Annotated in this window: 12 protein-coding genes; 5 read left to right on the top strand and 7 right to left on the bottom strand. The window is 43.3% G+C overall.

Features of this window, described 5'->3' with window-relative positions:
• The first annotated feature begins 81 nt into the window (after window positions 1-81).
• From DFQ12_RS23225 to DFQ12_RS23235, 3 genes are all read left to right on the top strand, one after another.
• Window positions 82-3,333, top strand: a complete 3,252-nt coding sequence (locus DFQ12_RS23225) for a SusC/RagA family TonB-linked outer membrane protein (protein WP_120261445.1) — start codon at window positions 82-84, stop codon at window positions 3,331-3,333.
• A gap of 136 nt (window positions 3,334-3,469) precedes the next feature.
• Window positions 3,470-4,990 carry a RagB/SusD family nutrient uptake outer membrane protein gene (locus DFQ12_RS23230; RefSeq protein WP_120261446.1) on the top strand — a complete coding sequence of 507 codons (1,521 nt, stop codon included), beginning with the start codon at window positions 3,470-3,472 and terminating at the stop codon, window positions 4,988-4,990.
• A gap of 11 nt (window positions 4,991-5,001) precedes the next feature.
• Window positions 5,002-6,246, top strand: coding sequence for a YdcF family protein (locus DFQ12_RS23235; RefSeq protein ID WP_120261447.1), 1,245 nt, complete (start codon window positions 5,002-5,004; stop codon window positions 6,244-6,246).
• Between the two features lie 125 nt (window positions 6,247-6,371).
• Here the strand turns inward: DFQ12_RS23235 and DFQ12_RS23240 are convergent, their stop codons facing one another.
• Both DFQ12_RS23240 and DFQ12_RS23245 read right to left on the bottom strand, forming a co-directional pair.
• Window positions 6,372-7,457: a Gfo/Idh/MocA family protein gene (locus tag DFQ12_RS23240; RefSeq protein ID WP_120261448.1), complete on the bottom strand. Its 1,086-nt coding sequence runs from the start codon at window positions 7,455-7,457 to the stop codon at window positions 6,372-6,374.
• Between the two features lie 42 nt (window positions 7,458-7,499).
• Window positions 7,500-8,120 carry a barstar family protein gene (locus tag DFQ12_RS23245; RefSeq protein ID WP_244211831.1) on the bottom strand — a complete coding sequence of 207 codons (621 nt, stop codon included), beginning with the start codon at window positions 8,118-8,120 and terminating at the stop codon, window positions 7,500-7,502.
• A 123-nt stretch (window positions 8,121-8,243) separates the two neighbouring features.
• Here DFQ12_RS23245 and DFQ12_RS23250 point away from each other — a divergent pair, with 123 nt between their 5' ends.
• Entirely contained in the window at window positions 8,244-9,653 is a 1,410-nt protein-coding gene (locus DFQ12_RS23250) for a sulfatase-like hydrolase/transferase (RefSeq protein ID WP_120261449.1), read from the top strand.
• A gap of 20 nt (window positions 9,654-9,673) precedes the next feature.
• Window positions 9,674-11,773: a polysaccharide lyase 8 family protein gene (locus DFQ12_RS23255; RefSeq protein ID WP_120261450.1), complete on the top strand. Its 2,100-nt coding sequence runs from the start codon at window positions 9,674-9,676 to the stop codon at window positions 11,771-11,773.
• A 151-nt stretch (window positions 11,774-11,924) separates the two neighbouring features.
• On the opposite strand, the gene DFQ12_RS23260 is transcribed toward DFQ12_RS23255, so the two are convergent.
• The 5 genes from DFQ12_RS23260 to DFQ12_RS23280 all read right to left on the bottom strand — a co-directional run bounded on the left by DFQ12_RS23260 (window position 11,925) and on the right by DFQ12_RS23280 (window position 21,530).
• Window positions 11,925-13,181, bottom strand: coding sequence for a glycoside hydrolase family 88 protein (locus DFQ12_RS23260; protein ID WP_120261451.1), 1,257 nt, complete (start codon window positions 13,179-13,181; stop codon window positions 11,925-11,927).
• 226 nt (window positions 13,182-13,407) lie between these two features.
• Window positions 13,408-14,670, bottom strand: coding sequence for a DUF2264 domain-containing protein (locus DFQ12_RS23265; RefSeq protein ID WP_120261452.1), 1,263 nt, complete (start codon window positions 14,668-14,670; stop codon window positions 13,408-13,410).
• Window positions 14,667-16,589 carry a heparinase II/III domain-containing protein gene (locus DFQ12_RS23270; protein WP_120261453.1) on the bottom strand — a complete coding sequence of 641 codons (1,923 nt, stop codon included), beginning with the start codon at window positions 16,587-16,589 and terminating at the stop codon, window positions 14,667-14,669. The genes DFQ12_RS23265 and DFQ12_RS23270 overlap by 4 nt, the downstream gene beginning before the upstream one ends.
• Before the next feature lie 2 nt (window positions 16,590-16,591).
• Window positions 16,592-18,295 carry a RagB/SusD family nutrient uptake outer membrane protein gene (locus DFQ12_RS23275; protein WP_120261454.1) on the bottom strand — a complete coding sequence of 568 codons (1,704 nt, stop codon included), beginning with the start codon at window positions 18,293-18,295 and terminating at the stop codon, window positions 16,592-16,594.
• Window positions 18,296-18,308: 13 nt separating this feature from the next.
• Window positions 18,309-21,530 carry a SusC/RagA family TonB-linked outer membrane protein gene (locus DFQ12_RS23280; protein WP_120261455.1) on the bottom strand — a complete coding sequence of 1,074 codons (3,222 nt, stop codon included), beginning with the start codon at window positions 21,528-21,530 and terminating at the stop codon, window positions 18,309-18,311.
• Window positions 21,531-21,664: the final 134 nt, after the last annotated feature.

The following is a 21,664-nucleotide window of genomic DNA, read 5'->3' on the forward strand; positions in this document are numbered from 1 at the left end:
GTTAAAAACTATTAACCTTTTATTGATACTACCTTCATATTGCATTTGTAACCTTGTACCCATAAATCAAATGCACTACTTATGAAAATTAAAGCCAACAATGTCTTTTGGTTGTTATGTGCCATTGCAGCGAGCTCATCGGCTGTTCAAGCTAAACCTCTATCGCTAACCAAACCGCATTTCTTACAGGTACAGCATCCCGTTAGCGGCCGTGTGGTCGATGCGCAGGGCAATGCAGTTTCAGGAGCAACAATTCAAAATTTAAAAAGTAAAAAGTCCGTTCAATCCGATGAAAAAGGAAATTTCCATATCGATGCGGAGGTCGGTGATAGACTCAGTATCTCCTATGTTGGATTTAACAATCTTGTCCAGCCTATAGCGCAATCCAATGGACAGATCTTTGTCTTACAGCCCAATGAAAATACGCTTGAGGAAGTGACGGTTTCCATCGGCTATCAGAAAATACGGAAGTCCGATGTTACCGGTGCAATCGCCAGTGTAAAAGCCGAAGAACTAAATCTCAGTGCGCCGAAACTATCTCAGGCTTTAGTTGGTAAAGTAGCAGGTGTGCAAGTGATGCAAACAAGCGGGGCTCCGTACGATGGAACCAAAATGCGTGTCCGAGGTATGGGATCGATCAACGCAGGTTCGGATCCCTTGTACGTAATCGATGGTTACCCATCTGGAAACAATTTAAATATCAATCCTAATGATATAGAATCTTTCGATGTTTTAAAGGACGCTGCTTCTGCTGCGATCTATGGATCCCGTGGTGCTGGCGGGGTCGTATTGATTACAACCAAACGTGGCAAGGAAGGTAAAAGTAATGTGGATTATGAAGTATTGGGAGGCTTTGGTCAGCTTTCCAAGAAAATAGACGTCTTAAATTCAGAACAGTTTATTGATCTCCTGATTGATGGCCGTAATAATTCCTATAAAGACCTTCTGGCCGCGAAAGGGATCGCTTGGAGTGATAGTCGGCGCTTTGATGATAATAAAACGCGTATCGCCAATGTCGGAAATGCAGGCTCGGTGAGTATTCCTGAAGACTATTATGACTTTGCCTCCGGCACCGCAAAAAAAGCGAAATATGATACGGATTGGCAGGATGCCTTATACCGTAATGCACCTTTCCAACGTCATAATCTCTCTACCTATGGCGGTAACGAAAAAAATCGCTACTTCCTGAGTGGCTCGTATCAGAATCAGCAAGGGATCATGCTTGGGACGGATCAAAAAGTCTTTAATTTCCGCGCCAATATTGATAGCAAGGTAAGCAAAAGATTGACCGTCGGCGCAAATGTTTCCTTTACATATAATGACAACAACGAGGTGACGACAGGGCGTTACGACAGAAGCCCATCAATGGCCGCATTAATTTATTTGCCGACCCTCCCTGTTTATAACGAAGATGGAACCTATGCCAAATACCTGATGGCTGATCTGTCGGCAAATAACTTTGGTATCCAGAATCCAGAAAACCCACTGGCCTATGTTACTGAGATTAAAAACAACCGCCGTGGAAAGAGGGGGATATATAATGTCTTTGCTGATTTTTCCATTATTGATGGCCTAAATCTGAAAGTAAACGGTGGATTGTCTACTTATGACGAGAAGTATGATTATTTCCGTCCGACAAGTATATCCGATGGAAACAACAAACCGTTTTCACCGCAGGCAATTTCTGCAGCCTACGCAGATGCCAAGACAAAAAATGAACTGGATAAATTGCTAGAAACAACATTAAACTATAACAAGACTTTCGGTGAGAAACATCAGGTATCTGCATTATTGGGTTATTCGGCTCAACGAACAGATTACGATTATCAAGGTGTGCGGGCCAACGGCTTTAATAACAATGCGATTGGCGAAATTACCGATAAGGGAGCCGATCCTTCTAATTTCCAATTGTTAAAAGACGATACTTTCAAACGTACGACAACGCTCCAGTCTTATTTTAGCCGCGTAAACTACAGTTTTGATTCGAAATATTTCCTTTCGGCATCCATTCGTACAGATGGTTCATCGCGCTTCGGGCCAAATAACAAATGGGGAACTTTCCCATCGGTTTCAGCTGGATGGACGGTCTCCAAAGAGGAGTTTTATACGGATTGGTTAGGACAACAATCGACAGTCAAACTAAGAGCGAGCTGGGGACGTAGTGGAAATAATAATATTGGTGATTATCGCGCGATATCCATTATCAACTCGTCGGCCGGAGTTATTCTTGGCGATAAAGTGGAGACTTCTTATACCGCAGGTGATCTACTCGATCCAAAATTGAGCTGGGAAACAACTTCGCAATACAACGCCGGTCTGGACCTCGGTTTATTAAAAGGCCGACTCAACATTATGACCAACTTCTACCTGAGCCGTTCCTTTAATTTATTATTCAACCAGCCACTCTCCGCTGTATCTGGATCAACAGCGATCTTGACCAATCTGCCAAATTCAAAGGTGCAGAATAAAGGTTTTGATGTACAGATTGATGCAACACTGATTCGAAAAAATGAATTTGAATTGGGATTCAGCGGAAACATTAATGTCAACAGAAATAAGGTGCTTGATCTAGGAGGTGCTTCTACAATCTTAACGAATGGCGCTGAACGCTCATACCTAACGCATATTACACAAGAAGGAAGTCCGATTGGTATGTTCTATGGTTTTAAAGTTCTCGGTGTTGCAACTGAGGAAAACTATAAAGCTGTCGCACCTTCAGCGGCTTCAACAACTCCGCTACAACCCGGAGACCTTTATTTTGAAGATGTAGATGGCAATGGTGTAGTCAATGATGCCGATAAACGGGTGATCGGCAATCCGCATCCTAATTTTACCTATGGCTTTGCAGTCAACGCACGCTATAAGGCATTCGATCTACGCGCATCATTTAATGGCTCCCAAGGGAATAAAGTGCTGGATGGCTATGATTATTACCTCTACAATATGGAGGGCTCCGGCAATCAATATGCGGATGTCGCACAACGCTATCGTTCGGCTCAAAATCCAGGAAATGGAAAAGTGTACCGTGCATCGCGTGGCGGTACGCAAAGTAACAGTACGCGTCTCTCCGATTTTTATCTGCAGGACGGTTCATTCTTGCGTATGACAAATATTGCTCTGGGGTATAATCTTTCCAAAAGCATTGCAGAAAAGTTAACACTTTCTGGGGTAAGGGTCTATGCTACAGTGGACAATCCATTTACGATTTCTAAATACAAAGGCTACAATCCGGAACCGGATTATAATCAACGCGGCAACCTGACACCAGGTGTGGATTATGGGCTCTATCCATTGGTGAGATCGTATAACCTTGGTGTGAAAGTAACGTTCTAATGGTTTGACCAAGGAGCTATTGTGCATATAGGCATATTAGGAAAAAACCCCTATCAGTAGCTTCGTGTTTATAAATAATAGCCTTGCAAACCTCGCTTTAAAAGGAGGTAGGCAGGAAAAAATAAAAAATAACAGGATGAAAAAAAGATATATATTACCCTTTGTTTTGTTGGCATTGTCTTCATGTACCAAAGACTTTTTAAATCAGAAAAATCCCAATGCCGTCACGATCGATGATTATTTCAAATCAGAAAACGATGTGCTCTTGGCTGTCAACGGGCTCTATCAGTCCCTTCGCTCGGGAAGTACACTCGGCGAATCGAGCACTTTATACAATGAAGAACGTTCGGACAACTCAGGACGTAATGATAACCAATCCAATGCCGGGGAACCATTCCAGTTCAATGACTTCTCGTTGCTGCCGAGTAATACTTATCTCAAGACACATTGGTCTGCCATGTATGCTGCCATCAGCCGTTGTAATGTGGTTCTTTCACATGTCGATAATGTGACCTTTACAAGTGCAGAATTAAAAGGCCGTTATATTGCGGAAGCGAAATTCGTTCGTGCATTGCTATATTTCCATATGGTACGCAAATTTGGAGATATTCCATTGTCTACGGTACAGGTGACAAGTAAAGAGCAAGCAAATGAATTGGCTTTTCGGCAAAAAGAGTCGGTTGTGTACGAACAGATCATTAAGGATTTGACGGAGGCATTGTCCAGCAATCTTCCCAATACACAGAAAGATTACGTCATTGGTAGAGCGTCTAAATCGGCCATTAATGCGATTTTGGGGCAAGTATACTTAACGTTGGGTGCAACGCAGACGTCGGGGAGTGCAGAAAATTTTGCGAAGGCAGAACAGTACCTCAATGCGGCTTACCAAATGCGAACTTTTGGCAAGCTAAACGAAATCCCCTATGCGGATGTTTTCGATGTGACTAAGAAAAATAGCTGTAAAGAACTCGTTTTTCAGATTCAGTACAAACAGGGAGACCAAAACTATAGCTCGAGTATCGCCCGTAATTACCAGGCGCGAGGAGAAACTATCAACTCACGTTACAATTCGACAGGTGCTGGTGAAGTAGCAAAACTAGATTTGATTAAAGATTACGAGCAAGACGATATCCGAAAAGGTTTCTCCGTAAAGTTTGCCACCAATACGCAAGTTAACGATTGGTTTGTAACCAAATTTAGGGATAATAGTGACGCTGCGGGTACCAATGGCTGGGGTGGAAACGACTGGATCTTGATCCGTTACGCAGATGTCATGTTATTACTGGCCGAGGCGAAATATCGTTTAGGTAAAGACGCGGAAGCAATTGCGCTATTGGATCAGGTGCGCGAACGTGCAGGCTTGCCTTCTTATGCAGTCTCAATGTTAAACAATGACTATCGTACAAAATACCCAACATTAAAGTTAGCGATCTTGCACGAGCGTCGAGTGGAACTGGCTTTCGAAAATCAACGTTGGTTTGACTTAATCCGGAACTATAATCCACAGGAATTGGTGACGTACTTTAAAACTAAAAACCAGGCGGATTATGGGAATGCTAAAATCTCCAATATAACTACAAAGGATCGGTACTATCCAATTCCTTTTGATGAATATAAATTGGATCCACAGCGTATGTATCAAAATCCTGGCTATTAATAGAATCGGATATGAGCGGTATCATTAAAAAGATCATTTTGTTGACTTTGGGAATATGCGTAATGTACATTTCCAAAGGCCAACCCCAACCCAATCCTGCCGGTCCGCAGGATTGGGTAATTCGCAAGAATTATTACGCGACTTATCTGTTGCTAAAGGATCCTGCCTTAACACAGCAGCTTTGTGCATCCCAAACTGTTTCAACATTGTTGAAACAGCGATTTGACCGGTTCAAGGGTAGTGATCATTGCGCGAATCTCGGCTGTTTTCTGGAAGCTTTTAAATGGAAAGATTCTGAGATCGAACTCATGGCTGAACAAATTTCAAGTCAGATCAAGGGCAACAGGAAATTGGCAGAACTGGTTGAATCAACGTTGATGCCATCAAAGACTTATGGTATACCAAGGGATGAGACCGCAAAAGTGTATCTTAAGAAAGCACTGTTACAGGACTTTGGCGCAATGAACTATGTTGTTAATGTCTATGGTGGCGGCAAGAGGCCCAACTATCCCAAGATTGATTCAATTTCTTTTGATGTGAATCGTAAGGCTTATTTTCAGCTTTTAGATGATGTACGTCAGGATGTGCTAATAGATATTCCGACTGGCAAGGAGGCGCTTTTTATGACAATGATGACAGCGGTAAGACTGCTTGAGATCAATGAGCGTTGGGACGCTGCACAATTGGAGCCACTAATAGCACTGGAAAATAAAAAGGCGTTTGAACAAGTGAAAAAAACGAATTTTTCAGCCTACCCTTACAGCCTGTTGTTGACCCTCGGTGCGGGCCCTGAAATCTATGGACAACCGATCAGTCCCGGCGGTATGTTGCGAGCACGTATGGCTGCCCGTAGTTATTTTGAAAAATTGGCCCCTTTTATTGTACTTTCCGGTGGAAAGGTACACCCTTATAAAACGACGTATATCGAGGCAATCGAGATGAAAAAGTACTTGATCAATGTCATGGGAGTCCCTGAACAGGCGATCTTGATCGATCCGCATGCCCGCCATACAACAACAAATCTGCGTAATACTGCCCGTATACTATTGAACTATGGATTTCCCAAAGATAAATTTGCCATTGTCAACAGCAGTAAGGCACATATCGATGCGGTAGAAAAAATGGCCGACCGTTGTATTCGCGAATTGGGTTATGTACCCTATAGCCTTGGAAAACGAATTTCGGATGTTATCATCGAATTTCAGGCGAAAGATGAAGCATTCACAATCGATCCGGACGAACCGCTGGATCCCTAACGGTTTGCCTCAGAACTCCGATTGAACAATATGAAACAAATCCGACATGTCCTTGTCAATAATGTTGGTATATATTGAAAAAGGTAGGTGGAAATGGTTATCCACCTACCTTTTTCTGTGAAATATCAATTTAATACAATCGTCTTTCCTTCCTTTGCGGAACGCTTGGCTGCCTCCAAAATCTCAACGACAGTCACATTGTTGCTAATGGAGCCTAGATCACCCTCCATCAGCTGATTTCCGCTTAAAACATGCGCTAAATATTGGATGTGATTTTCAAAATAAGGTTGATCTGTTGGAATGACTGTTGGCTTATCGTTATGCTGGACGTATTTTAACAATGTTTTATCGTTTTGTGCATAGAGTTGAGCCTTCGTTCCAAATACCTGTAGGTCTTTCACACTGTAAGGCCAAGCCCAAGATGCCTGGATAATACCTGTGCTGCCATCGCGGTAATTTAAGATAATCGTCGCGTCATCCTCAACCTTTGGATAGGTTTCTGGCTTCAGTCGATGTGTAATTGCGCTGACAGAAATAGGCCGTTCACCATTCTTGAGCCAGGTCATGAGATTGGCCCCATAACAGCCGAAATCCATTAATGCACCACCGCCATTTTTCTGTGGATCTGTTAGCCAATCGAGAAAATAGCTGCTGCAGCCGATCTCTTTGGGCCCTTCATGTCCATCTTTTACAATCATCCGCGTCACACGGCCCACTGCATTTTGATCAATCAATTGCTTGAGCTGCTGGTTGCTCTTGTACCAGGTCGTTTCATAATTGACCAAAAAAGCCGTTTTGTTTTCCCTGGATAAAGTTGCTATGCGTTTGGCATCGGCCAATGTGGTTGCCATCGGCTTCTCTACCATGACAGGTATTTTGAGCGGTAGACAGATTTCCGCTACATTGATATGCTCATTGGTGGGGTTGTAAGCGAGAACAACATCGGGTTTTACTCTTTTCAATAACGAAGGGAGATCTGGGTAAAAAGCGGATTTCGGAAGGTTGTATTGTGTCTGAATCCTGTCCGCGAGGATACTATTGCCTTCTGCTATTCCAATGATCTCAACCTTCTTCTCTTTGTATAAATTTAATAAGAGGTATACATGGTCGTGATTGAGTCCCGCAACAGCGACTTTAAGTGGACTATTCGCATAAGCAACATGCTGAAATAGCATCGTCAACAAAAAAAATATCTTTACTATATGTTTCATGGTATTCTGTTTAGGTTCGATAAAGATACCATTTTGAAATCTTTAAATCCTTTCGTAAATCCAGTCAATCTTTGGATGCGATTGTATTATTTCCGCTACGATATCGAAATAAGTCTGTCCTTTTCCAGCCTGTAAATCGGCTAACTTTTGTTGGAAATAGGCATGATTGAATGGTGAATTGGCGGCAAGTTTTTCCTGATAGTAGGCGAGGGTGGTTGTTACTCCTAACGCCGCTCTACTATGGGCGATGTCTTTCCAAATGATCGTCTGTTTTTTTGCATCCTGTACTTTTCCAAAGCCACCATAAAGTAGATCATCAAAACCATCCAGACTCCCAATTTGCCAACTCTCATCAGCCATATAGACTCGATTGATTTCAGCATAAAAGCTCGGGATATCCGCAATACGTGCGCCTTCAATAACAACAAAGCCAAGATCAGGGTGAAGGGCTAGGAGGATTTTGAACTCTTCCCAGAGTTCGGCTAATGCTCCTGGAGACGTCGCTTTTGACCATTTTTCTGCAAAGCTAAAAAGGTCGGATCGAACAGTATTTTGCCCACTTTGGAGGAGCCGCATCAGGGGTTCATCTAATGCCTTATCATAATCATTCCTGACCAAAATTTTAGCAATAGCTGCTAGTTGATTTCTCTCGTTTATTTCCATCTGCTTCGGATTGGATTTTCCCCGCTAAAGGACTAAAAAAAATTGACTTAACGAAATCGTTTTCGGTTTTTTTACAAAAAATCCAATACATTTAGGTTTACATTTAGGGATAAATCTAATGCGATGATCTACCGGATAACGTTCTATCGTATACTTACTTTGCTGAGTGTACTTTCTCTAGTTGAAATTTCTGTTTTTGCACAGCAGCGGCCCAATGTCATTGTGATTTTGAGCGATGATGGCGGTTACGATGATTTTGGTTGCTATGGTGGTAAAGAGGTGTATACACCGCATATCGACGAGCTGGCTAAACAGGGTATTCGTTTTCAGTGTGCTTATGCATCTGCATCGGTTTGTGCACCCTCACGTGCCGGTCTGCTGACGGGTCGGTACCAACAACGCTTTGGCTTCGAACACAATATTTCCAAACGGCCGACCAATGGAACGGCACTGGAAGATATTGGGATGGATACCTCGGTGGCAACCATAGCTGATTTTATGAAATACAACGGCTATAAAACCGTTGGCATCGGCAAGTGGCATCAGGGGGACGGTCCCCAATTTCATCCGCTTAAGCGTGGCTTTGATCATTTCTTTGGTTTTATCGGCGGAGATCGCTCTTATTTTCCAATCCCCGGAAAGGTAAAACCAACACAAATGTTGGTCGATGATGGGCGCATTTTTCCCGAAGATTCCATTCGCTATCTGACAGAGACATTGACCGATAAGGCAATCTCCTATGTTCATCGTTATCGCCAACAGCCTTTTTTTATGTATCTGGCTTTTAATGCTATACATACTCCTGTGGAGGCTCCGCTGACGCAGAATAGTAAATATAATCATGTTGCAGATCCTTTGCGCCGCGCTTATCTGGCAATGCTGGAGAATATGGACAGTAATATCGGCCGTTTGATAGAACAACTGAAAAGCGATGGACTTTATGATAATACGCTGATTATCTTTATGAATGATAATGGTGCGGCCACAAATAATGGTGCCGATAATGGCCAGCTGCGCGGTCTGAAAGGGTCGAAATGGGAAGGCGGGATACGGGTGCCGATGATTATGCAATGGCCAGCAAAGCTCCCGAAAGGAAAAGTAGTCAATGCCATGGTATCGGGTATGGATATCTTGCCAACAAGTATAGATGCCATACAAGGGAAAAACATCCCCGGACAAGCGATCGATGGGCTAAGCCTGTTATCATCCTATAAGGCGGCGAAGAATGGGCATGAATATTTATTTTGGCGACGGGGAGTCGCTAAAGCGGTCCGTCATGCCGAATGGAAACTGATTGTTGTCAAGGATGATCCGATATTGTTATTTAACTTGAAAAACGATCTGAAAGAACAACATAATCTCGCTGAAAAATATCCCGATAACGTGAAGGAAATGTTGGGTCAATTGGCTGAGTGGGAAAAAAAGATGGCTGCTCCCAAATGGTTGAGTGGAGTCTTGGATAATGATCAGAACCAAATAATGAAACATCGAATGGATGTCATTGGACGGGCAGCAGAAAAGAAATACCCTTAATCGGATTTAATTGGAAAAGAATGAAAGCTATACTTATATTTTTATTATCATTTGGACTGGTCATGACAAGGGCACAGGACAAACATACATTTGATCGCATCAAAAAACATGTGTACGAGGACGAATTGCAAAGTTCGGCCACGCACGGTGATAAAACCATAATCTGGAGTAATCAGCTGACTGAAGCTGGTACTTGGTCTGATATAGATTACACGAGTAAATCAATTTCACTCTGGCCTCCAGGAGAACACTTGGATCGCTTGAAAGCTTTGATCGTAGCTTATGTATCGCCCAAGAGTAAATCTTATCAGCAAAAGTTGCTGTATGACAAGATTGTACGGGCAGCTCAGTACTGGGCAAATAACCGATTTGAATCAGCCAACTGGTGGCACAATGAAATCGCTTCTCCCAAAGCAATAGGTGTCTGCCTGATCCTGATGAAATTTGGTCAGGAGAAAATCCCGGCTGCAGTGGAAACAGCACTCGTCAAGTTGATGGAAAGAGGGGACCCCTATAAGAAAACGGGCGCGAACAAAAGTGATATTGCTATGCATTATTTCTATCGTGCACTGATCTTGGAAGATACCGCTCTACTGGCTGCCGCTATGGAACAGCTGCTTTTTCCCATCCAGTTGGTGGATGGGAAAGAGGGTTTGCAATATGATTTCTCCTACTTACAGCACGGGCCACAATTGTATATTGCGGGTTATGGCGAAGAGTTTTTAAAGGGAATTTCTAAGGTAATGGCCTATGTCCGCGAGACGCCTTATGCCGTTAATAAAGAGAAATTGGATCTCTTTGAAAAATTTCTTTTGGAAACCTACTTGCCGATCATACGCTCACGTTATATTGATTTTAATGTGCATGGACGTGGGATATCGCGACCAGATATATTGCGCAAGGATCAGGAAGTCGCCATACTGCAGCAAATGCAGTTGATCGATCCGGCTAAAAATGAGATCTGGAAGAAAGGATTGGCAAAATTAGATAGTGTACAGGCTTTTAATGCGGAAGATCAATCTCTGCATCGACATTATTGGAAAGGAGATTATACAACACACCTCAGAAAACAATTTCATTTCAACCTGCGTCTGGCAAGCAAGCGAACCAACAAGTCGGAATCAGGAAACGGTGAAAATATGCTTGGTAAAAATATGACAGATGGTGTAACCAATATTCAGGTATTTGGTCCGGAATATTATAATATCATGCCGGTATGGGAGTGGGACAAAATTCCAGGGACAACAACCCGAGATTATCAGGGTGATCAGGAACTCAAAGAACAGTGGGGTGTACTGGCTGCCAATAGTTTCTCTGGTGGGGTCAGCAATGGTACAATCGGCGCATCGGCCATGTCTGTTCAATACGATGGCCTGGCTGCGCAAAAAGCATGGTTCTTTTTTGATAAGGAGATTGTTTGCCTGGGCAGTGGAATTAGCAGTAGTGCTACTGAACCGGTCGTCACAACATTGAATCAGACTTGGTTGAATGGCCCTGTCGTATGGAATGGAAAAGAGAAGATTTCAACCGATTCACTGGTTCGAAATGTAAAACAAGGTGAATATGTGATGCACAATCAGGTCGGCTATTATTTTCCGGAAGCGATGAAAGTCGCTCTGACGGCAAAAGAACAATCGGGCTCTTGGTACCGCATCAATCGTTCCCGATCAAAAGATGCTGTCCATGGTAAGGTCTTTAAGCTATGGTTAGAGCACGCAGCGAAACCTGTAAATGGAGGTTATGCTTATATCGTGGTACCTGGTGTGGATCAGATCGATAAGCGGGCTATGCAGCAGCTAAAAATCTGGTACAATACGCCTGCGATTCAAGCTGTAGAACATCAGGGGCTGCTCACTATTCAGGCGGTGTTTCATCAGTCAGGCACCTATCAAATTGGGGCTTGGTCTATTCAGGTGGATAAGCCGGTCATTCTGCAAATCACAAAGGGAGATAAAGCCTTCAAGCTGGATGTAGCAGATCCACTGCAACAGGAAAAAGCCGTACGTATTCATCTCATCAATAAACGTGCACAAGTAAATCAAACTGTCGAGATAAAGCTTCCACAGGCTGAGTACGCGGGTAGTACTGTATCAGCAACAATCCCGACCGATAATAAATAAGGTTTTAATTCTTTCGAATTGCCTTGAATATTAAAAAATAAGGTCCAGGATCTGTAAGGAACTTGGACCTTATTCATTCGTTCGACTGAGGTTTCTAAAGATTAGTTGGCGTTGTTTGCCAGAATTTAGCTTTTGATACAGCCTGTTTTTATTATTTTTTGAGTTGTTCCAAGCGTGTTAAACCTTCGAGATAATAATAATCTGCATAGGTCAAAGGGACATCAATTTCAGAGTGATGTGGCAGACTGCCAACACTATGTTTGAGCAAGAAACCACCGTTGCTTGCATATTTGGCAAAATAACCTGCTCCTGAAAGTGTCTGTAGACTTTCTTTAGCAAAAGCTAAATAGGATTTGCTTTCTGCTCCTGAAGTTAAGGTCGATAGTTCAACGAGTGCCGAAGCGACAATTGCTGCTGCGGAGGCATCACGAGGGATGTAATTGAGTTTTAACGTTGAAAAATCAGCATCTGATTTATATCCCTGTTGTCCAGCATTGAAATCCCAGTAAGGGATTTTATCTTTTGGAAGATTTTTGTGGGTCATGTAAAATTTAGCTGCTGCCTGTGCTGTTTTGAGAAACTCTGGTTTTTTTGTCTCCCGATACATCATGGTAAATCCATAGATAGCCCAAGCCTGTCCACGTGCCCAGGTTGAATTATCGGCATAGCCCTGGTTTGTCTGTTGATGGATTGCTTTACCGCTGGCATCATAGTCTACAACATGGTAAGTACTATAGTCTGTGCGGAAATGGTTTTTCATGGTTTGCGTTGCGTGACTGATAGCAACATCCTTATATTTAGGATCACCTGTCAGATCGGAAACGTAACAAAGCATTTCAAGGTTCATCATATTGTCAATGATGACCGGATATTTCCAAAGTGTTTTGCCATCCCATGACTTTTTCTCATTCCATGACTTGATGACACCAACCTGCGGGTTAAAGCGCTTTAATGCGGTATTGGCCGAATGGACAAGGATGGCTTTATAATCGGCAATTTTTTTCTGATCCTTGAGGTATTTTATTGCTGTTCCATAGGAACAGTACATAACAAAACCAATATCGTGATGTTGATCCAGGTCCTTCGCTTTTTCGAGCGCTTCGGTCCATTTTATCGCTTCTTTCTCCGTTTCTTTATTGTGTGTGTGGTTGTAGATATACCATAGTGAGCCAGGGAAAAAACCTCCTGTCCAATCCCATTCATCGGTTCCGCGCAATTGTCCGGAAGGAGTCAATGTACGTGGGAACTTATGGTCTTTGTCAGCTTCCTTGGCCAAAAATTGATATTGTTTCTCCGCAGCGTTGAAGCTAGCGTCGATAAATTTTGCCTTTTGGTCAATAAAGCTGAGCGCAAAAAGTCCCGAAGCGATAAGAAGGATTGTTTTTAAACTGGTTTTTCTTTTTTTCATCTGCATAAATTATTTGTTCATCTATTATTTTAGGATTAGGGTATTCATGAACTCTCGTCGTTTGGTTCACTCGTTTCACGCTGCCTTCGACGGTATATGTGTTAGCCTCGTCGGTATAAATAAACTCGTTTACTCATTAAATTGGTATTTTAAGGTATTCGTGAGCTCAATCGTTCGTTTCACCCGGCTCATACGACCACCTAAGGTTTCCTAACAGCGTATATTCTTAGTAAGTTACATAATAATCTTTTGGAAAGGGTAAACCTGCAAAAGCTTTTTGTGAGCTCCACTGTGCAGCAGCGTCGGACCAAAAAGCATGCGTTGGTGGAAGCCCTAAGGGTAGAAATGAGAGGGAAGCAGTATAGAGCGAACCCGAGTTGGTATAACTGTCTGCTATATTTCCCTGATCGGCATTGAGAAACCCTAAGGCCATCCAGCCATCCTCATGAAAAATGCGATCAGCATAGATATGCTTGAGGACTGCTGTCAATGCTGCGCGCACTTGCCCATTGGAGAGATCCGTGGGGAGCTTTCCATCGAGTGCGACCGAAGCGAGCGGTTGAAATGCTGCATTTCTATACGTTGCACTCCGCCCAACAACAGGGTAGGTGCCTTCGGGTGAAATCATGCGCTCCAGATGATGTGCATAGCGTTGCATACGTTTATAAGCGCGGTCATACATGGGTTGGTACTTCGCATCGGCACTAAGATTGTTTTTTAAAGTTTCTACCTGCATGCAATGGATGACATATCCATTGTAATGATCAAAACTAAATCGCGCACCGTCACTATACCATCCGTCGCCGACATACCATTCCTGATCAAATTTGTTTACCGCATAGTCTATTTTCTCACGGACACAGTCTTCACCGATACTGTAGAGAAAAGTTTCAGTCATTGCGGCAAATAATAGCCAGTTGCTTTCGTTGGGTTTGATCCAGCGTAAGTGTTTAAATTCGGTAATAACCTGTTGCTTTGTCACCTGCGGTAATGGATCCCATAATGCTTTTGGGGCACGCATAAATGCCTGGGCTAAATGTGCTGCATCAACCAGAGGCTGCTTGGACTTGCTACGCCAGGAGAAATAATCTGCCGAAGCAGGATTTACACCATGCTGTATGCCCAGTAAGGCTTGTTGTTTAAATTTAGCACGCAATTTTCCTTCTGCGGTTTTATCGTCTGGCAGAGCCAACCATGGAGCCATACCGGCCAATAATCGACCAAATGCTTCCAGATAACCCACACTGGGATCTATATAGTCATAAGTTTTACTTTTAACAATTGGCATCTCTGCGCGAAAACGCTCTTTGCTGATACGATCGAGAATAGGACTGGCCATTTTTGTTAAAATAGACACCCAGTACGCACGGTCGTCAGTAGAAGGTTGCGCCGCTGAACCCCTGGATTGACTGCGACCAAGTAGGGGACTGTTCATTAGCGCTCCTGCGGTAGTTAATGTTACGGCTTGAATCCAATTTCTTCTTTTCATTTGGCTTTTTTAATGATAAAACTATATTTTCCTGTCGATTTGATGCTTTTGGCTTTGAGGCTGATGCGGTAAAGCCGCTCGCCCCATACCTGGCTCAGACGAGGGTCATCCTGTGGGATGGCCTCGTAGGAAGCAACGAACTGTGCAGGATTAAAATGCAATGCGGCCAGACCGTCGCCCATGGCAATCACTCCCTTGTTGATCTGAGGTTCTTTTGAAACTAAAAAATGTACCATATTGGACTGGTTCGGGTTTTTGATCTTGAACTCGTCTTCTATGGTCAGACCATCGGCTGTGAGGCGGTAGCTTCTATTCCAATGTTCAATATTGGCTGTCTTTGGATAGGCATTCCCGATATCGAGCTGGAATTTATTCTGCTCAGGTAAGAATAAAACATTTTCGGCTTTGAATTCTTTACCGAAAGCCTGATCAGTACCATTGATCTGCGGCAGGTTGTGGTAGGCACCCTGCATGGTCCAGATACTATAGCGATCGTCGCTAAATGTTTTCTTCGTGTAGGTTCCCACACCCGCATCAATAAAAAGTGGCTGCTGATCCTGGTATAGAATAAAACTCCCGACATCGTTATGATTGTGGCTCTCATTATTAAAACCACCTTTGGCGGCGAAGAAAAAACCTCCTTTTTTCAGGTAGAGAAACTGCGTTTCCGGATACCACTTAAATGCATTTTGGGGAAGTGCTGCCTGTGTGTGCTGAAGCTGCGGAAAACAGCGTAAGTCTTCAAATGCACGGAAGATATCCCGTGAGGGTTTGAAGTCCGCACCTTTACCGCCAAGATCTGTCATATATCGCGCAAATTGCATCATTTCGGTACTGTGTACATCTTGCCCATAACGATAGATGAGAAGCGGGTCTCCACCACCTTTGGCTGAGGCATCGGCAAAATTGACCACCCATCTGTCACCACCAATATAAGATTGTGCGATATATTCACCCATATCGCGGATAAGAGGTTTGTCAAAGATACTGACCTTGTTCTGTGTTGCAAGGGCAAGTATCTTGAGATAATCGTACAACTTACCGGCGGCGTGCCCCCAATAGGAAGGACCTTCCTCACAGGCACCATCTTTTTTGATATAATCGATAAAGCGATCGACCGAAGTCATTGTTTTATAGATGCCAGCCAGTTGAACATCCGGATTGTCTTCTATCAGTAGCAGGCAGGTGAGCACATTAAAATTGCACCAGGGATTCCAGTTGTTGACCAATTGGTTTCCTTTGAGTTCAAAGCCCTGCCACCACATATCGTTGCGATCGAGATAAGGTTGTATAATGCGTTGTTGGATGTGCTGTTTCAAGCGTAAGCTAATTTCCGGATTGATGGTATTGAAGCTGTCCCGAAAGAAATAGTGTATCCACGAAAGTAAGGATCCTACATCACCAGCCATGAGGTCAATGACATGTGTCCTTTCTTGTGGTAGGGATCTTTTGCTGGATTGGAAAGCGGGTAAGTGGGCCGATAATGACCAGGTAGACATCTCGGTCATGTGCCAGGTGCCGTTTAGAATCTGATCGATATAGCGTCCTTTTCCTTCTGCTAATTCAGCTAAGAGCAGGTTTGTGAGCGCTGTACAGTTTTCGTTCATCGGCTTTTCCATCATGCCGCGATTGCCTGAGCGTTCATATTCCAGATAATCAGTTGCCTTGACTACCTGCCATTGATAGTCGAGTGCTTTGTCACCTTTCGCAATAACCTCCTCACGGAAGGGGGCTATCAGCTGATCCCATGCTTTGCGATCGGAATAACTTGGATAGGGAACCCAGGACTTGTCCCGACTCAGGTTGAGCTTGAGATCTTCCTGTTTAAAAGTCCCTGTGAGTAGCTTTAATTCTTTTCCCAGTAGCCCCTGAAAAGAGAGACTACTGAGAAAGAAGAATAGGATTAGATATATTCTCATGTTTACCAATCTTGATTTTGTGGCAGAAGAGCCGCATTCATCTCTATTTCTTGTCCCGGTACTGGCCAAAGCTTATGTCGGGGTTGATACCCTCTTGTCACGAGATTATCACCTGTAATACCTTTTTCAATAACGCCCTTTGACACATCTTCCAATAAATTCCAACGCTTGAGATCAAAATAACGCCAACCCTCACCCGCGAGTTCTATTGCGCGTTCGTGTTGGATACGTTTGCTCATTTCCGCTTTACTGTTCACGACCAGGAATGAACTGCCGCTGTTTAGCCCCGGCATTTTTGAACGTGCACGTACCTTATTGAGTTCCGTGATTGCCTTGTCCAGCTGATTGGTTTCATTATAGGCTTCGGAGAGCATCAGTAACACATCTGCCAAACGAAGGATCGGGAAGTTAATTGGTGTATGGGTACGATCAGTAATCGCTCCTTTGAGGTTACCTTCAGGTACAAATTTGCGCCATAGGTAGGTATACCAGCCTCGATTATTACGGATCTGCCCGAAATTTTCATTTACCCCTGTTGCAAGAATAAATTGCATATCACGCTCTTTGTTGGCGTTCCAGCCCAAATAGTGTGAATAAGGGACAATAAGTGTCTGATTCAGCCGTGGATCCCGGTTTGCATAGATCTGACGTAGTTTGGCTGTATCAGGTACTTTCGTCAGCACACCACCGGATTGTGTGGATTCCATTGATTGCTTTTTAACGGCATTGTCTGTGTTATAATTTGGGAAATGGTCATTCCAGTTGAAAGGACTTCCGTCCCGGTTTTCATAACGGTCTGCAAGCCGTGTACTCGGCATACAGTTGTTCCAATCACTACCAAAAGTTGATCTTGTCCCCATATACCAAGCCATAGGCATCCCATAAGGAAATCCTGTTCCACCCATGTTCTGTATGGCAAAGATCATCTCAGGGGCCTGGTCCCCTTCCATGGTAAACAATGCTGCATAATTAGCACTGAGGTTATAACCGTAGTTGTTGGTTTTGTTATAAACAATTTCTTCAAAATCCCGGATTGCCGAAGTCCAATCTTTATTGTATAGGGCCACTTTGCCTCTTAAAGCATAGGCTGCACCCTTTGTGATTCGGCCATAGTGTTTTGCTTCATAGGTTACAGGTAATTTATCGACAGCGTAGTTGAGGTCCGTAAGGATGAATTTCTTGACATCTTCAACGGAAGAACGGCTATTTTTGAGTGAACTAAAATCTTTGTTCAGATCAACTGTCTCGTCATATATAGGCAAAGCTCCATAGAGGTTTGTCAATTGAAAATACATCAGCGCACGGAGAAATTTTGCTTCGGCAATAAAACCTTCCTGTTTGGCTTTATCTATGGTCATCGGCTGAATATGAGCGATGGCATGGTTACAGCGTTGGATCAGGTCATATCCGGCCTGCCACCTATCCACAATAATGGGTGAGCGGTCTGTAAATGTACCGCTGATGACTTCGCCTAGGCCTTGATTATCATAGCCTAATCCATTGTCACTGAGTCCGTCATAAGAAAATTGTAAACCGAAGGTCGCTTCCTTCTTGAGATCATTATAACAACCTAATATGCCTGCGAGTGCCTGGTCTTCATTTTGCCAGAATGTATCGGCACTGACCTGACTGTAAGGTGTTGTATCGAGCTTATAACAAGATGATAATGCAATGCATCCAGCTATGAGTAGTGAAATCTTTTTCATGATATTTGACAACTTAAAATGTTAAACTAAGACCGAAGACGGCCTGTTTCATTGTTGGGTAATTGGTGCCACTCACCTCAGGGTCGAATCCTTTGTAACTGGTAATCGTCCAGAAATTTTCCAGTGAACCAAAAACACGTAGATTCTGTACCTGTATCCGTTTGGTAATTTCATTCGGGATCGTGTAACCGAGCTGAATATTTTTTACTCGGATAAAAGCTTTGTTCTGTAGCCAGAAATCACTGTTTTTTGTGTTTCTGGTATCTGTATATGGTAATAGTCTAGGGAATTTGGCATCGGTAGTTCCCTCTGTCCATCTGCCATCCGCGATTTCCTGGTTGATCTGGTAGCCCCAACGTACGGTTGGTGTGTAGTAATTATCTATCCAAATAGCCTTATTGCCTGCATTGCCTTGCAGGAAAACTGAAAAGTCAAAACCCTTATAATCAAATCCCATATTAAAACCATAGGTGATCCTTGGTGCAGTACCATGTCCGACAGGCACCCGATCATTGTCGTTAATGATACCATCGCCATTGGCGTCCTTATATAGTAAATCACCTTTTTTTGGTGTCCCATAGGACGCAAATGGATTTACTTTTTGATTCGTATTTGGATCAGTAGGCGCATTGTCAATCATTTGCTGTACAAGTTGCATGTCTGCGTCTGTCTGCAAGATGCGATCGGTCAACAAAATATACTGCGTGTTGATGGCATAACCCTCCTGTAGAAGATTTGCTCCTGAAATAGATTTGTCGTTGCCTTTAAATTTGACCACCTTATTGTCAATGAAGGTGAAGTTACCACCGATATTGAATTTGAAGTCATCGCCAATTTTGTCGCGGTAGTTGAGGTTAAGCTCAATACCATTATTGCGGACTTTTGCCGCATTCGTACGTGGTATGGTGGCATTTCCGACAACTAAAGGTGCGGGAAGATTGATCAGAATATTGTCTGTTACTTTATTGAAAACATCAATTGAACCATTCAATTTATAGTTGAAGAGGTCAAAATCTAGGCCTGCATTCAGGATATAGGTGTTTTCCCAGGTCAAAAAGGGGTTGCTTAACACCGTCTGTGCAAATCCGACATACAGTTGATTGTTCAGGATGTAGTTGGCTGGATTGTACAGTGTCAAATATTCGTAGTTGTTGATCTTATCTGCCCCTGTGAGCTGATCATCCCTGCGGAAGGATACATCCGAAGTACCATTGTTGCCCAAAGCACCATAGGAGGCACGAAACTTAAGACTTGGCATCCATTTGACGTCGTAGAACTCTTCGGAAGAAATCTTCCAACCGAAGGATGCTGAAGGGAAGGTACCCCATCTGCTTTTTCCGGTCATAAAGCGTGATGAACCGTCGGTACGGAGATTGGCTTCCAATAGGTATTTATCATCCCAGGAGAGGTTAAGTCGCCCAAAGAAAGAGCGCATGGCCCAATCCGTGATGTTGCCAGAGGCCGAAGCATCCATTGTCGCCGCATTTAACACCGTCAGTGAAGGATCGACGAGATCCAACTTGGATGCCGCAAACCAACCATCTTTAAAATATTCCTGGCTGGCACCCACCATCACCTCATAATTTAATTTCTCAAATAACTTGTTTTTGTATTTGGCAACTCCGTCCATATAATAACGGTACGATTTAACAGATTCGTTGGTTACTGAGGAACGGCCAGTACCTGCAGTGGCGACGGTATTTGTCAAGAAATTCCAACGGTCATTAAAAACAGGCTGCGAATAGATAAAATCATCATCATAGGTGTAGGTATATGATCCCTCAATGGAAAGACCTTCGATAGGTTTTAATTTTCCATAAAAGCGGGATACAAAGCGATTTTTGTTAATGTTCCCTTTTTGTCCATACAGGCGATGAAGCACATTGTTGGATTGCGGGTCGTCCTCTGGATTGTTGGGCGAACCAAATCGGCCATCTGGAGCCCTTAGCACCATACCTGGTGTACTAGCGCCTGCAAAGGTAAATACATCATTGATAATATTGGTGCCGATATCGGTCTTTGACACGACTCCATTGATATTTGCTCCCAGCGTAAGCCAGGGTTTTACATCAGCTTCTAGGTTAATGCGACCCGTATGACGTTTGTAGGTAGCTTGTTCAATAATGCCGGGATTGTCCAATAGGCCATAGGAACCGAAAAATTTAATTTTTTCACTTCCGCCTGTAAAGGACAAATTGTGGTTTTGGCTGATCTTGTTTTGGAAGAGATCAGAAACCCAATCTGTATTGGGATACTTCAGTGGATCCTGGCCAGCATTTTGTCTCCAAAGATCTATTTTCTCCTGTGAAAATGTAGGTTTTGCATTTGGATCGCCATTTTTGTAGCCTTCATTAATCAGCTCCATATAATTGGCGTAGTTGGAAACCATTTGGATGGTATTGGATGGTTTCTGGCTGGAGAAATAATTATTATAGGTAACCTTAAACTGTTCGATCTTTCCCTTTTTCGTCGTGATGAGAATGACACCATTGGCTGCGCGTGAACCATAGATGGAAGCCGAAGCAGCATCTTTCAATACCGACATACTTTCGACGTCCTGCGGGTTGATCAGGTTCATATCACCGATCACGCCGTCGATCACAACAAGTGGATTCGCATTGTTTAATGTACCCTGACCACGCACCCGCAGAGTACCGCCATCGCTACCTGGTCTACCTGAACCTTGATTGACATATAGTCCTGGTGCCTGACCTGCTAAACCTGCAGACAGGGAGGTAACGGGCCTGCTTTCCAGCACTTCAGACATTTGAACAGTGGAGACCGAACCTGTCACATTCTCCTTCTTCTGCGTACCGAAACCAACGACAACAACCTCTTCAAGCCCTTTAGATTCTTTATCCAGGGTGATTGTTAAGGGTGAACCGGCATGAGCAACAGTTTCGATGGTTTTGTAACCAATACTTCTTACCACTAAAGTGACATCTTTCTGTTGACTATTGAGTTCAAATAAACCGGTTGCATTAGTTGAAGTAGCTTGATTGGTCCCTTTGATTTGGATCGTCACGTTTGCAATGGCCTTACCTTCACTATCTACGACTTTACCTTGGATGGAACTCTGTTGTATGGCTAGCGAAAGCTTGCTATGTGTAAATTTAGGGGTCAACGGGGCGGCGTGGGAAGTTGCCAGATTGGATACGACCAACAGGCAGGATAATGGGATTGCCGCGTGCACCCAGCGATTTTTCGCAACGGATGCGTTTTGGATCTTGATCATAGGCTTTGTTAGATTTAATTGGATGAAAAAATGAATTTTCTGTACTGTGAATTTACAGCATTCAGTATGAACGATTCTGTCATTTCCTCGCAATCGTTTTCGTAACAATAGCCTTCAATAATGAAGTATTCTCT

The organism is Sphingobacterium detergens (assembly GCF_003610355.1).
In the GTDB taxonomy this organism is placed as follows: Bacteria; Bacteroidota; Bacteroidia; order Sphingobacteriales; family Sphingobacteriaceae; genus Sphingobacterium; species Sphingobacterium detergens.

What these genes read in the sequence shown, in the direction of transcription:
- DFQ12_RS23230 (WP_120261446.1), top strand. Translation starts at nt 3,470, where the DNA reads ATGAAAAAAAGATATATATTACCCTTTGTTTTGTTGGCATTGTCTTCA.
- DFQ12_RS23275 (WP_120261454.1), bottom strand. Translation starts at nt 18,295, where the DNA reads ATGAAAAAGATTTCACTACTCATAGCTGGATGCATTGCATTATCATCT.
- DFQ12_RS23265 (WP_120261452.1), bottom strand. Translation starts at nt 14,670, where the DNA reads ATGAAAAGAAGAAATTGGATTCAAGCCGTAACATTAACTACCGCAGGA.
- DFQ12_RS23225 (WP_120261445.1), top strand. Translation starts at nt 82, where the DNA reads ATGAAAATTAAAGCCAACAATGTCTTTTGGTTGTTATGTGCCATTGCA.
- DFQ12_RS23280 (WP_120261455.1), bottom strand. Translation starts at nt 21,530, where the DNA reads ATGATCAAGATCCAAAACGCATCCGTTGCGAAAAATCGCTGGGTGCAC.
- DFQ12_RS23235 (WP_120261447.1), top strand. Translation starts at nt 5,002, where the DNA reads ATGAGCGGTATCATTAAAAAGATCATTTTGTTGACTTTGGGAATATGC.
- DFQ12_RS23270 (WP_120261453.1), bottom strand. Translation starts at nt 16,589, where the DNA reads ATGAGAATATATCTAATCCTATTCTTCTTTCTCAGTAGTCTCTCTTTT.
- DFQ12_RS23240 (WP_120261448.1), bottom strand. Translation starts at nt 7,457, where the DNA reads ATGAAACATATAGTAAAGATATTTTTTTTGTTGACGATGCTATTTCAG.
- DFQ12_RS23250 (WP_120261449.1), top strand. Translation starts at nt 8,244, where the DNA reads ATGATCTACCGGATAACGTTCTATCGTATACTTACTTTGCTGAGTGTA.
- DFQ12_RS23255 (WP_120261450.1), top strand. Translation starts at nt 9,674, where the DNA reads ATGAAAGCTATACTTATATTTTTATTATCATTTGGACTGGTCATGACA.
- DFQ12_RS23245 (WP_244211831.1), bottom strand. Translation starts at nt 8,120, where the DNA reads ATGGAAATAAACGAGAGAAATCAACTAGCAGCTATTGCTAAAATTTTG.
- DFQ12_RS23260 (WP_120261451.1), bottom strand. Translation starts at nt 13,181, where the DNA reads ATGAAAAAAAGAAAAACCAGTTTAAAAACAATCCTTCTTATCGCTTCG.